Genomic DNA, 14,555 nt, shown 5'->3' on the forward strand with positions numbered 1-14,555 from the left:
ACATCATTTTTATTTACTATTAAAAATAAACTCTATTATAGTGCTTTTAAGGATTCATCCATCGCAGCAAACAAGGGGGCTGCCAGTGCTGGCAGTGCGTCTTTTAATTTGGCAAAAACATCTTGTTTATAAAGAATGTATTGCCATAATTCATGCTGCGAGCAAGTATCATAGATAACCTCACTGTTAAAACTTGGCCATAACCAACCCTCAAAATCACTGCGCTTTGGTTGATAATCCAGATCTTTTTCTTTGGCTTCATTGACTTTATCGAGATAAGTAAGCGCATGAACTGGTAGCACCGTCATCGGTATCTTGCCAGCCATGTGCGAAAACCTTACCCATTTCAGCAGCTCTGCTAGGGCGCTGTCATAAGCGATAGGCGCAAGATCAAAGGTTTTGTCATTTCTAGAGAATTTATACTCATCACTGCCTTTATTAAAGCGCCAAATACTTCTACCATCGCCATTAATAACTTGCGCTTCGGTAGTATGACGTGCAACCTGCCAATAAACATGCGCCAACCAAAAACGCAGTAAATATTGGGTGCGTGCGCTGTTGGGAAGAAGATTTAACCAAAGCTCAGGCGAGGATAATTCATCCTCCGAGTCATGATGAACAGCAGGCACTTTAACAGGTACTATCCCTTTAATCTGCAATTTACCTTGTAGATTTATGTCTGGGGTCACAACCGTGGTCATGGTTTCAGCACATGGAGTTAATAAAACACGGTTCGCACCGCTGTGTGCCTCTATCCCTAATGAGGATAGCTGCTCGGCAAACTCCTGGCATTGCTGCTGTAGTTTAAGCTGCTGATACTGCAGTGTTGATTGCCGCGCCACGCCAGCAGGCATGACGGGGTCGTATAATAGTTTGCTAAGAGATTTAATAGAAGCGGCATCGCTGTCTTTATTTAACTCATCAAGCAGTTGTGAATTCACCTCATAGGCACTTAAGCCTGATAATGACAAAGGCTCTTGATGCGCCATCTCATCTGTAGGCAACACCACATGCACCTGCTGCTCGCGTAAAAAATGCTTGGCAGGATGACGAACCTGGTAATATAACGACTGCATATCGACTTGGCTGATCTCAAACTGCTCGTCAACTCCTTGTATAGGTACAGCCTCATGCGGTGACGTGCTATCTAGCACAATACGCCTCGCGATAGTGTCATAATCTTCCGCACTAGGTAGGTTAACCTTAAATGCTGGTAAAGTAGAATCGTCTCGAGCATGCAAGTGCTCAAAGACCTCATGCCACACGCGAGCTGGGGCATTGGTACTCTGCTGATAGGCTTTTTCTTTTTGCATCGCACGAGTAAGCAAGTCCATCAATACTTCACCATCATCTTCATGGGATGCTGAATTATTTGCGTCAAGCGACTCATTAAGCACGTCTGGTTGCACAAATACTTCTTCGGCAAAAGGCAATGCTGGATGGCGTGTTACCAACCATTGCTCGATAAGTTTGGGCAAATATCGCTGAACTTGCGCCGCCAACACTGATTCATCATCGCTATCATCATTCATTGTCGATTGAGTTTTAAGCGCCTCAATTTTTAAAGGATTCCACTGCCATTGCACTTCACCTTGTAAAAATTGCAACAACTCACTCACCGGATTGGCTGGTAGGTGCTCGTGAGCATCGGTCAAGCGCTGTCCATTATAAAAAATCCAGCAGGCATTTCGCGCGCAAAGTAGCGCATCTAAAAATACTCCATTATCATCATCTTCACTAAACCTATCTCCTCGACGTGCCAGCCCAGCTTTCATCAAATCATAACGGTTATCATGATCTCGATTGGGAAACTCAGCCAAATCCATATTAAGCATCACGACCAACCCAAACGGAACGTTACGCAGCGCCCCAAAACGCCCAAAGGTAATGACGCCCGTTGGCTCGGCACTGACCTGTTGGCTTTCCAGTTCATCCTCGATACTATCAAGCATAAAGCTCAGCTTTAGGGGTAGATTGCTGACTTGTGATAATTTTGATTCTACTTGGCTGGCTTCAAGCTGCAATGAATGTGATTGGTCACTAGGTGCTTCATTGTCCGCTGACGTACGTGACTGATTGTCGTTTTCGCCATGGTAGCGCTGATAATGACGGTTTGCGCGTAAGCTGCTTTTAAAACCGTTCATCGCATTAAAAATAGCTCGCATTGGACGCGTCTGATCCAGCGCACTAAAATACGGGTGGATGATATTGTTCTCAATATTATTGAGCCATTTCTCAGCATTATGACGGGCTTCGAACTCGTATCGGCAATGATGCAAACCATTATAGACTCGGCATAATGCTTCAACAATCGCCGCATCGGCCAAACTCACCGCTGACATGGGCACAGTTTTTTCTGCTAAGGTATTATCCTGCCAGTTATCAGGATAAAGACAGTCGCTAATCTCCGCCTCGGGCATCACCAAACCTAGCGCCACCTTATCTAGCGCATGGGCAAAGCTAAACCGATAATCATAATCGTCACCATCAAGCGTTTGCTGTAAATGCGCCTCATCAAAACCGCGAACAAATCCTGCTTGCTCTAGCAGATCACAGGCGCGGCTCATTTGCTCGTGCGTTAAACCAAGGCTTTCATATAGCGGCGGCAGCATCAACCAATCGAAAACCTCAGCCGCTTCAAAGCGAGCACTGTCACTGCCTAATAAGCCATAAAAACCGCGTATCGCTTCCCATAGTTGGCGAATCGACTTATCGACAACACCCGTCACTTTAGCTGGTAGTGTCAGACCATCTTGCCCTTCACCATTCACAAATACCGAGTTAATCAGCTCATGATGACGATCGACATCAGGAAGTAGCACGACGATATCAGACAGATGACGCGCACTACCATCTTCGTTTGGCTCATTTAACCAGCGTCCAATCATACCGCGCAGTATTTCAAGCTGACGTTGCAGATTATGGCAAGAATGGATGCTTAGGCTATTATCATATTGCGATAATTGCCATTGGCGCGCCTGCTCGAAGCGCTTACCTCTTAAATGGTCGTCGCTATATAATGAGTCAATATTATTGCTTAGGCTATTCTTATCATCTTCCATCTGTGTGCTTAGCGCAGCACTTAGACGTCCAGCAGTCGTTTGCTGCGTTGCGCTTTCATCGAGCATAAGCACATCTTGTTGTAGATGGGCAAGCAAACTGAGCGGGCGTTCAGATTGCGAATCAGTTATAGGCTTATAACCGACGTCAAACTTATCCTGCCAATCAAGCTTAAAGCCATTTGTGTCTTCGTTGCCCGATAGGCTTGCCAGCATAGCAAAGGTCTCACGCGATTGCTTGCCCAAACGTGACAATAGCGTATGCCCGTAATCACGTAGGAATACGCTTTCAGGATTAATCACTTGCTGACGTTGTAGCCACTGTTTATCGACGATATCTGCCCAAAACAGTTGCGACGGGTTGTAATGCAATAAAGTAATATCCATGTACGTGGACAAGCGCTGTAAGAAGTTCAGCTCATTTTGCGGTAACTGCTGAATGGTAAAAATGTGCAGTTGTGTTGGTAAAATCGCCTGTGTATCTACCCCACTATCCGCTTTATCTTGTTCCATAATTTGCCAAAAACGCGTCTCAATTGAGGCTCTATGCTCATACACCGAAGCAAATAATAATCGCCATAAATGCCGCTGGGCGATCTCAAGCTCAGTATAATGTGCAACCAACCAATCAGGCGTATTGCCTGCATATTTATCAAACTCCATGGTCAGCTTGTCTTTTTCAGCGATGAGCAGCTCGACATCGACCGCTTTATTGGCAGACCATAAGGTTAGCCAATCCTCCCGGTGAGTCAAATAACGACTAAACACCCGTGAAAAATCTGTCGCCAACGACCATAGCCGTACATCTTGCTGACTACGGTCCGCCTCTTCATCGAGTAATGCCGATAGCAGTGGATACAAAGGATGCTTATCATCGGCCATAATCTTTGCTTGATAATAGGTAAAATAACCGAACAGCCGCCACTGCATCACCGCACCCGTCAGCACCGCAACTTCTGGCACCGTCACAATCTCTTGCGCGCGCTGATTGGCCTCAAGCCAGACATTGTGCTCGGCAAGTACCTTTTGCATTAAGGTCCATTGATACTGACCCCAAAACTTGGTGGTCACCAAAGTGCTAATTCCCGCTTGGCTAGCAATGGATTTATCCAACCAATCACCCAGCACCATTGACGGCACGATGACGATAAATTCTGCAAAGATAGGCAAGTTTTTAGACTGATAAGCAGTGAGTAATTGCTCAACGAGATGTTCGGTGCGATGCGACTGGATAATGGTAAACATAAAGAATGAAATCTATTTGGAGTAATAAAACTGAATATTAAAATCGAGTATTAAAAACAACACGACAAGCGCTTAATTTCTGTGTCGAAGCGGATAGTCGCATTATGGTTTCATACTTTTTAAGGAGAAAAAACGCAGCAGACAACACTCATCAATCTATGTTTGGTAGTCGTTAGTCTATTGTATTTCTGCTAGCATAACGCCCATTAATAATTATACCTATTAATAAAACTGTGTGAGTGGTGATAAAACTGTCAGTAATAGTAAAACTATTAGAAATGGCAAAGCGGTTAGTGGCGATAAAAAGTAATAACGCACGCAACCTGCTTATCAGTGTGCCATTGTTCGCGGCGGTTTACTAGTATATCACCTGTATAGCAAAATAGCCTGCGACAATGGATGTCGTTGTATCTTTTATCTGAATTTTTTGCCAACGAGATATTATAATACTATGCCCATGCGCCCTATTGATGCCATTTTCGTTCATCCTAAACGGCGGTTGTATGTTGTATACTACCGCGGCGAGCTGTGGCAACTGCCACGCATGAAAATCGATGATAGATCGTGGCAAAACAGAAAGCCTTTTACAGATGATAGCAGCGGTCTTTATCTTAGTATTCATCAAGCCATTAGCGATCCTATCCTCGCACAAAAACTACGCACCTTAAACTTACCAGTAGCGGTACGTGGCAGTACGTTACCGCGCTTTGAGGCATGGTGGGAGGCTCATGGTTTTGAATGGCTTAAAGACAAACTTGCCACAGGTGACTCGCCATTGGCGGCCCATCAAACGGTAGCGTCTAAGACAGCAGGAGCAACGGCGACTGATAGGCAGGTAACGTTCTCTTCAAACTATCAAGCTGCATCATCAGATAACAGTAGCGCAGTTAAGGAAAACAACTCTATTAAGAAAAAAAGTAGCAAACAAAAAACACCCGCTACTGTCGCAAAAGATACGGATGTTTTTGCCAGCATGCTGGCGGATTTAGCAGAAGAAGTATTAAACCAACACGAGTAAATCTGCTACCATTCGTCATCTATTTAAATCATTCACTATACTAACTAAAAAAGAGCGGTAATTTATGAGAGACTACAAGCTGCTATTAGCGGGGCTTATTTTACTGCTGTTGGTTATTTTTATCGGCGTCTTTACTTGGTTATGGACTAGCAATCGTAAAAACATGGACCCTTTGCCTATTATGGCAAATAACAATGACTCGACGGCGGCAGAGGATGATGAAAATGCCATTGCTAAAAGCACCTTGCATATACAGGCAGAAGAAGAGCTACAAGCGCCTTTAGATGCGTTGATTGCAAGCTTTCAAGCACGCTACCCTGGTGTTCAGATAATGACAAATTTTGTCCCTGCGGCTGCTCTCCTGACCCTATCCGATAGCCATTATACAGACAGCAATCGCACTGATAATGAGCGCTCGTCTTTTCTCGTTAATACGGATTTAATTATTGCTAATGGTCGGTTGTCAAAAGAGCGATTAGCACCCTTACAACAACAATTACAGACCGCTCAAAACCAGCGTAATCAAAGTAAAATAGAGAACGAAGAAGCCAATTCTAATAATGATGTTAATGTGGACGCTTCTCAGGCCAAAAACGACAACAGTGTTACGCGAAGCCTAGTATCTTTTAACTATGCTTTGCAAGATACGCAAGCAGTAGACGGCGTTGTATTAACCCAAAACCCTGCTGCTACTAACTTTAGAAATTTTTTGCTCTCAAGTACCGGACAAGACATCTTAAGCCAGTATGATTATGATAATATCGACGGTTATAAGAATGATATGGCTGACTTGTTCACACCCAATTCACGTGCCAAACAAGCATCAGGCGAGTTGGAAGTAGATGTCGCCGACGCGCTTAGCAATGGTAAGTGAGCATAAAAGCCCATTTCCGAATTATCCATTGCTTTTATAAGTGCTTTTTTCTACAATAACCGTCTATTATGCGCCTATAGCTCAACAGGATAGAGCAGTTGCCTCCTAAGCGATCGATCCGAGTTCGAGTCTTGGTGGGCGCACCAATCATAGTATTTAGACATAACCTCGCATTACCTCAAGCCCTTGAAACCCCTTATACATATACATAGTTGTCTTTATTGATTACTTGTCATTACCTGCTAGCACCTCTACAATGTTGTTAAATAAGTTGTTAAATAATATACAGCATCATTTTTTGTTGTTAATCATGCAGTGAGGTTGTTGTTAAACCTCTTAATGCCTTGAGGTGTAAGACATGACGAGAAGACAAGACTACCGATTAACTGACGCTGGTGTGAAAGCCATTGCCAAACATGAGCTATGCTGAAGAAACCGTAGAGCTAAACTTGGTAAACTAAGCACAATAACAGGAGTTTACCATGACCAAGAAAATCAGAACCTATAGTGATGAATTTAAAGCCGAAGCCGTTAAGAAGATAGCAGATAATAACGGTAACATCTCCGCTACTGCAAAGCAGCTCGGCATCGCCATGCAAACGCTATCAAACTGGCAGAACAAAGCCAATCAAGGCAAGCTTATCGGCACAGAACAATATGAACCTGATCTTATGACAGCTCTTCAAGAAATAAAGCAGCTCAAGCGACAACTTAAAGTTGCTGAAGAAGAGCGAGAGATATTAAAAAAGGCGACGGCGTACTTTGCCAAGCACAGTTAGTGAAGTACGCCTTTATCAAAGACAACAAGCAGATTTTTAGCATCACTCGCATGTGTCACGTCTTGAGAGTAAAGCCATCAAGCTATTACGATTGGCTGGGTCGTGACATCAGCGACCAACAGATACATCGTAACCAGTCTGAGCTATTGGTTAGAGCCGCTCACAGTGAAACTCATGAGCGCTATGGTGTTGAGCGTCTGCATGCGCATCTAAGTGAGCAAGGTCATAACATCAGTCCCTACATGGTCAGAAGCATCAAAGAGGAATACAGCATCAAATGCCGTCGCCACAAACGCTTTAAAGTCACCACCGACTCCAATCACAACAAACTGGTCTATCCAAACATGCTTGATCAAAAGTTTGATGCCAGTCGCCCTAACCAAGCGTGGGTCAGTGACATCACCTATATCTGGACAAATGAGGGCTGGTTGTACTTAGCTGGAGTCAAAGACTTATACACTAAAGAGCTGGTTGGCTATGCTATCAATAAGCGCATGACAGCAGATCTAGTATGCAAAGCATTGAACATGGCCATCAAGAATAAACGACCAAGCAAAGGGCTAGTCGTTCACTCTGACAGAGGCAGTCAGTACTGTAGCCATGCTTACCACAAGATCATCAAGCAGCATCAGTTTACAGGTTCAATGAGCGGTAAAGGCAACTGCTTTGACAACGCCCCCATAGAAAGCTTCTGGGGCATATTGAAGAACGAGCTAGTATATCACCAAGACTATAAAACAAGGTTTGCAGCTATCAGAGATATCATTGGCTATATTGAGTTGTATTATAATCAGACTAGGATTCAAAAGAGTTTAGGCTATAAATCGCCAAGACAGGTGTGGTTTGATTATTATCGTCAGGCTGCGTAATTAAAATCTCCCAAGTTTAACTGTACGGATTTGACGGCAGGGGTCAAATAAGAATAACTTACACTTTGATTTCATAATGCAAGCTCTCGCATAATCAGATAATTTTCGGTAGATAACAGGAAATATTTGCCTATAATTTAGCTATTTTCCCACTAAAACTGAACTAAATTTACGTAATACATATTTTGTTTTAACCTTCCCATTTAAACTTGATTTAGTTTTACTCCTGATTTAAATAAGCCTTTCATAACATGCTAACAGATGCGTGAGGCACGCGTTGTGATCATTAACTGCAATACTTAATAGGTAGAGTGTTTTAGTCACCATACACCCCTCCTCTTTTTTTACCGTGACAACGTGACAAACTTTATACTCTATAGTGTTCAGAGCAATATTATCCGTGACAACCTTTCAGTCATACAAGTCGAAAATCAGCTCACAACCCTTTCAACTTATGACTTGTCGCTCTGTCACCTTATTTGTATGCTTGTTAATACTTATACGACCTATTTGAATGAGTCAGCTTGATGACTATTGCAAATTACATTAAAGAAAATAGTTATTCAAAGTTGCTAAAGGCTCTATTTTTCAACCAATATCATAAGTAAGTAGCCTACGTATTTCAGAAGTCCCGAAGAAGCATAGTAGCTGTCCGCCATAGCCAAGTTTTTAACAGAATATCTACGTTTTCTCTGTACTACTCTGACTTCATAACCTTTGTAGTTTTCACGAGATCCAGTACGTATATTGCTGTCCAGCTTTAGCTCCTTTTTAAGATGAATAACCGTCTTCTCGCTATCCGCACGAATCTGCCAATACAAGCCATCAACGAGTCTAGTTCCTATACTTACGAACTGTTTTAGCATTATTAATTGTGATTCTTTTACCCCAAAATGCAGAGAGGATGTCTTCACATTATGTTTATTAGAAAATATTTCTACGAATACTGTTAACTGTTCAGGCTCTTCAATAGACATCTGGTAAACCCTATCAAGCAATTTGATAAGCAGCTCTTGATTCTTACGTCCTCTCGGTGCACCTAGCAGCAATTTATTATTTGTAAATACTTGCTCTGCCTTGTGATAGATACATTTTGCTTCCGTTATACTGATACCATGCCTTATAGCAACCTCTACTAGTTTTTCTAGCCTTTTTTCAACTTTTAGTTCTTGTATTTCTTCTAAAAATGCAATCACATCATGATATTTTGGATGGATTAAAATAGATTTTGCTTCTGATTTCTCTATGTCTGTTATGTTTTCAGTTGTTTGCTGGCTAGATTCAGAGCCTTTCCTTTGTTCTATGTCTTTAACAAATAAAGATGTTTTATGACCAGCTAACTTCTTTATGACATACGGACGTAGTTTACTTAAGATTACTAGCTTAATTTTAGCATCGTAGGCACTAGCATCCTCTCTATTCACTGTCTGGTAGTTTATCTTTGTGACCGCCTCTAGAACCGTTAATGGTAGCGTTAGTTTTGCTTCACTCATTTGCCAACCTGCCAGCAGATGCGCTGTATGAATATAATGCTCAAATGTCGTATCAGGTGTTAGATACCCAGCAAAACTGGCCAGGCCAAACCATACTCCTTGGTTTTGGTTATATGCCAGAACCCCTTTGGAGATGGCTGTGCAATGCGTAGCATCGTAATCTGTTAATAACTGTGCCAATGGTGACTGATTGAGCACAACCGCTAAATGGCTAATTGCCGTGTGCCGCAGACTATGAAAAGTAAAATCATGATCACCAAGCAATCGATCCCACATGACCTTCATCAAATTACTAAAAAACATATGAGGCAATGGCTGATCGCCTGATCCTTGCGAAAACAAGTAGCGTTGTTTTAGTCTGGTTTGATAATGATATAAGCTGAGGAGCTGCTCTAATTCATCTGGTTTGAGTAGACAGTCTATCGGTATCATTCGCTTGGCACTGCTGCTTTTTAGTCGTCGATAACGATTGGGTCTCAGTAATATTTGAGGAAATTCAACTTTTTTATCGAGGCTGTCAGTATAGATATCGGTCACATCAGAGACTTTTATACCAATTAATTCGTTTATACGCATACCTGTACGATATGCCAAGCTCAAGACAACTAAGCACAGTCGTTTCTGATCAGACTTCAAAGCTGATGATTTGAGATAATCTGTCATAGCATAATAAATATGCGGTGATACTATGCTTGCTTTAATCACTTGACGATTATTACCCCATGGGAAATAAACATAGGGAGCATCAAAGTGCGTACGCTGATGATCATGAAAAGCTTTCAGACGACCGTAGGTAAATTTTTGCGTATCTTTAAGTTTATCTAGATATGAAATCTTACTACCTTTTGTAGGCTGATCTTTTATAGCACCATCGCAATTCTGCTCAGAGCCGGCTTCCGCATGATCTGGCCACTTATTATCTAAAACAGATTCATCCTCATCCGATTCTGACCTTTTATTTAAAACTAAAGTTCTACGACCATCTTTAATTTTACTTTGGATAATTTGCTCATATACCTCTTCAAAATCTTCACCTTCCCATTCATCTAACTCTTCATCCATGGTTAGCATGAGCCAATCACGACCGATACAACCGCAGTATTTACTGATGGTATTAAGCCGAATGCTATGATCACCAAGTAAAGACAGCGCCCAGCTCAGTAGACGCTGAACATTGGGCTGGCTAGCGTCTGTCTTTAATGTTGTGATAGTAGAGATAGCAGCAAATCTGGTTAGTTTGAGCGCATCTTGCAGCTCTTTGATCAGGTTTTTGCTAAAGCTTGGATACGCTATGGTATTTCTCTTGTCTTGTGATTTCCCTGCCGTCTGATAACTAACATCAAACAACTCAGACCACTCGAGTGGCTCAGGATTTGACTTAATGAGCTCTCGGTTATAATAGATAAGCTTATGAGTCGGCAGCCCTGTCGTCTTTATATCGCCTTGCCTAACGATAGAAAGTGCACCATCAATAAGGCTACTCTCTAGCTGTCGCCAGTGGTAGTTTGCATATTTGATGAGCAGTGAGTGCTGGGGGCGATCGATATCCTTATTGGTAAGTTTAAGCGTTTTTGAGATATCGTTGATTATAGTATTAAATGGCTTTATCTTGGCCGTTTTTAACTCTTTATCCTTTATAGCATATAAAAAACACAAACTCATATCGTCGGGAACATAATCAACAAAACGGTGTAAGCTTTCACTGTCATCAGCCGCGCAGCCATAATTATCGTCACATACCCTAAGCGGTATCACAGCCAATGACTCTGCCCTACTTTTTTCATCAGTTGCTGGCATGTCAATTTTATACACACGGCGCTCACCAAACAGCCAATCATAGAGCGCTCTTAGCACTTCAATGTCATTAATACCGCCGTACATTATGCTGCAATATAGGAACCCCTCAACCAAGTCGTTTACTGAGAAACGCCGTTTTCGTTGCCAAACCTCTATCATCATAGCGCTACTGTCTGCCACAGCACGTCCATTAACAAACCAATCATAGTTAATGGTCAAGCGCTCACGAGTTGCCAGTATCGGCACCACAGGCTCATTAAGATATATCTGGTGAGTTTTATTATAATCACGAACAAACTCTAAAAATCCCCGCCGCGCCAATTGGAAGTTTTGAGCGGTGTCGAACGTCCCTTCTAGTAACTGGTTAATCGCTTCGTAATGATGCTGCAGCTCACAAGGCGATTGCATAGGATATTGATTGATATATTCTTTAATTAGGGCTTTAGCATCATGCTTGATACTTTTTTTAGCTTCCTCTCTATTCAGCTGTCGTAGTTTATGAGCGCTAATATTATCCATATAGGCGAACCTCAATTTGTTTTAAGTGAAGGTCTGTAGCAATCGCATCTAAATGGGGACTGAGCTGGTGCAGCTGATTGATAGAGCTTGATGACATCGGATGCATAAATTCTTGATCAGGATGCTCATGACCGTAAAGCGCGCAAATCAGATAGTCAGGCACGCGCCCCGTAAGCATAGATCTCAGCTGATGACGCAGCCAATTATCCTGATGACTAAAAAAGTCTTGCAACTGGTAGCGAACTTGGCTTGGCGTAATGCTAGTAAAGCCCTTTGGGTTCTTTTTATAGAGCTGAATTAGAGGACGCTCAGATTGCAAGATGTCATTGATGGGATAAGGCGCTGCTGGACATAATGAATTATAGATAGCGGCAAATTGCTTAATATAAATAATGTAGTTTTGAATAGCCGTTATCAAAAATTTACTAAGAGGAATGAGCCTGCCATCAGATTGCGCATGACGCTCTTCTTTGTCAGATACCCATAGCATTCGCCGCTGACAATCAAACTGGTGTAGCAAGCCTGGTGCGTGCTTGACTGGGCGGATACCCGTTTGGATCATGACAATATGCCACAACCAAGTACTATAGCTATTAAACTGCGCAATATAGCGATCCATGTGGGATTTTAGCTTCCCATTAAAGCTCTCGGCACTGACAGCCAGTTGATTAAAGAACTGCTGGCACATTGTGGTCTTTAGTGCCATATCACTACCAATGTGGCTTCTATGCCCGTTCATCGGTACGCTACACTCATTTATTAAAAGTGCTTTTTGCTCATCATTGCAGTATTTAGTTATCAGCTCTACTGCTTTTATATAGGTTTGCTCTAGCTCTACCGTTTTAGTACTAGTGTAATACAGCGCAGAGCTATGCCTTACATCAACGCCTGTGATCAGGTCAGCATGCAAGGGCTTATTAAGTTCGTTTTTGATAAGGATAAATAGCCCTGCTTCAATATACTGGGGACTCAGTGCTGGCAGGTTAAGCATATCTTTAGCATAAGAGATAGCCGCTTTAACAGTATCGGATGAAACGGTAATTTTATCCTCAAGCATAATCTGTAAAGCTTCAGGCAGTGCACGATAAAAGGTACCGCCATAGCTTTGTCTGTGGGCAAGGAGATGACTTCGAGTATTGGTCGTCACATCAATCGTGATGGCAATGCAACTAATTTTACGGACCCGGTCATAAATAAAATACTGCCGTTGACTAAGACTGCATTGCCAATCAGCAATGATGCTATCAATACTAAGACCGCTTAGTAGTGATAGCAGTAATACCGCATATCCAGTCTTATCTTCTGTATCTTCGCTAATAAAGCGTTGCCAAAGCGTAGCAAATAGCATTTGGTAGCCAGTAATACTCAACTGACGATGATTGGTTGGGAAGTGAAATTGATTACGGCGGGCGTGTTGATGGTTGTTTTTCAATCGCCATTGCTGTAGCTCAGAGGATTTAGCGATTTGTGTGGCGGGCTTAAAGTCATTGTCTAGCAATGGTACTTCATCGTCATCGGCAATATTTTCAGCGATTGCCACGTTACTGTGCTTTTTTAATTGTTTCGTACCAAACACTACTCTCTGTAGTGGCTCACCATCGATATGCATAACTGTCTTAGTGACGGTTTGAGCCAACTTTACGCGTTTAGTACTCTCGTTATAGGTTTTACCAATAAAGGCCTTATTATCAATCGCTACCTCATAAGCCAACCTGATTTGACCGATTTTACTAGCAAGATATTGGTTAGTTGTTTCACCTGTTGCCTCTTCCTGTTTGACGCTTGCTTCATATTGTCTGATATAAGGTAAACATGAGGACAAGCTATCGCACTGAGCGTGAATACTGATTAACTGATCGAGAATCCTACGTTGTGGATCAGTAGGTCTTAGCGCCATACGAACCCGTACGCTAAGCTTATCAATTTTGGCAAAGTGTTTATCGTGGCGTACTGTGATCATAAATATCACTTTTAAGTAGCCGCTCATAAACCGCCAAGCATTATTATTTATATCAACTTCGCCATACGCCTGATAAAAGACAATCAGCATATAGCTAACCGCCCACTCTCCAGTTCTACCTTGCCGAATGATTTGTTTCATCACATCTTCACAGTCTATATCAGTGAAGCCTTTAAGATTTTCATAGGTTATCGAAAACACTAAACCAATATCATCATCTGCTACCAGACTAATTACATCAATCGCAAGCTGATATATCTGTAACTGATGGGGCGAGTCTACAGGGATAAGCTTGTCTAATACTCGGTTAGTAGTCACATCATTAAATAATTTAGTGCGATTCATAAGAGGTGTCCATCCAATTCATATTTTTGGGCAATCCCAGCATCACCTCATCATTGGCCACCTTGCACTGTTGATACTCATAAGCGCTTTGGCTAATACCTGCGAACTGACAATAATTGTCTACCGTAAGACGCTCTATATTCATGAGTTCGCAAATAATACTTTTTGGTGCACTGGAGCTTAAAGCCTTTAGAAACTCAGGATGATTAATTCCCCTTGAGAAAGCCAGCTCGACTACCTCACTCCAAGCTAAGCGCTTAATATCTCTCAGGCTTTCAGCAGCAACTAAGCAAGGCTGACGTAAACTGGTCTCTTCTATAAGAATTTTATCGAACCTTCTAAACTCATTAAAAAAATAATAAGTCTCGTTTTTATCAGTTACCAAACGTAGTGGTGGTCGATAATAACCATCCAAGCTAGCCATATTTATACTAGCTATTCTTGGTCTAAACTGCTGCCAAACTGTCAATGCTTTTTGCGCATCTGTATGTATAACCAAATTTCTTTTATCAAAAGTTAAAAACTTCTGAGTAGGTTTTAGATGAATAGTATTCATTATTTTCACAGTAATAGTGAATTATATTATGTTATAAGCTA

The 14,555-nt window shown here is 42.0% G+C and carries 7 protein-coding genes and 1 tRNA gene; 4 read left to right on the forward strand and 4 right to left on the reverse strand.

Features of this window, described 5'->3' with window-relative positions; all coding sequences use genetic code 11:
* Nucleotides 1-35: 35 nt before the first annotated feature.
* Nucleotides 36-4,304 carry an exodeoxyribonuclease V subunit gamma gene (locus B4K26_RS11245; RefSeq protein WP_296245585.1) on the reverse strand — a complete coding sequence of 1,423 codons (4,269 nt, stop codon included), beginning with the start codon at nt 4,302-4,304 and terminating at the stop codon, nt 36-38.
* A 451-nt stretch (nt 4,305-4,755) separates the two neighbouring features.
* On the opposite strand from B4K26_RS11245, the gene B4K26_RS11250 reads away from it, so the two are divergent.
* The 4 genes from B4K26_RS11250 (at nt 4,756) to B4K26_RS11265 (ending at nt 7,844) form a co-directional block, all read left to right on the forward strand.
* Nucleotides 4,756-5,322 carry a hypothetical protein gene (locus B4K26_RS11250; RefSeq protein ID WP_296245586.1) on the forward strand — a complete coding sequence of 189 codons (567 nt, stop codon included), beginning with the start codon at nt 4,756-4,758 and terminating at the stop codon, nt 5,320-5,322.
* Between the two features lie 64 nt (nt 5,323-5,386).
* Complete coding sequence (locus B4K26_RS11255) at nt 5,387-6,196, forward strand: hypothetical protein (protein ID WP_296245587.1); 810 nt, start codon at nt 5,387-5,389, stop codon at nt 6,194-6,196.
* Between the two features lie 70 nt (nt 6,197-6,266).
* Nucleotides 6,267-6,342 (forward strand) — tRNA-Arg (locus B4K26_RS11260).
* A gap of 336 nt (nt 6,343-6,678) precedes the next feature.
* A protein-coding gene (locus tag B4K26_RS11265) for an IS3 family transposase (protein ID WP_296245588.1) occupies nt 6,679-7,844 on the forward strand; the annotation gives its coding sequence in 2 pieces (ribosomal slippage) (nt 6,679-6,937 and nt 6,937-7,844; 1,167 coding nt in all).
* Nucleotides 7,845-8,425: 581 nt separating this feature from the next.
* Here B4K26_RS11265 and B4K26_RS11270 read toward each other — a convergent pair.
* From B4K26_RS11270 to B4K26_RS11280, 3 genes are read right to left on the reverse strand one after another with little or no spacing between them, the layout of a single operon-like run.
* The gene (locus tag B4K26_RS11270; RefSeq protein ID WP_296245589.1) at nt 8,426-11,653 is read right to left on the reverse strand and encodes a site-specific integrase; all 3,228 of its coding nucleotides are present in this window, start codon (nt 11,651-11,653) and stop codon (nt 8,426-8,428) included.
* Nucleotides 11,646-13,958 (reverse strand): hypothetical protein, encoded by a 2,313-nt coding sequence (locus B4K26_RS11275; protein ID WP_296245590.1) that lies wholly within the window; start codon nt 13,956-13,958, stop codon nt 11,646-11,648. Before B4K26_RS11275 ends, B4K26_RS11270 begins: the two co-directional genes overlap by 8 nt.
* Nucleotides 13,945-14,514 carry a hypothetical protein gene (locus B4K26_RS11280; protein ID WP_296245591.1) on the reverse strand — a complete coding sequence of 190 codons (570 nt, stop codon included), beginning with the start codon at nt 14,512-14,514 and terminating at the stop codon, nt 13,945-13,947. Before B4K26_RS11280 ends, B4K26_RS11275 begins: the two co-directional genes overlap by 14 nt.
* Between the last annotated feature and the right edge of the window lie 41 nt (nt 14,515-14,555).

It is taken from the genome of Psychrobacter sp. UBA6766 (assembly GCF_002453355.1).
In the GTDB taxonomy this organism is placed as follows: Bacteria; Pseudomonadota; Gammaproteobacteria; order Pseudomonadales; family Moraxellaceae; genus Psychrobacter.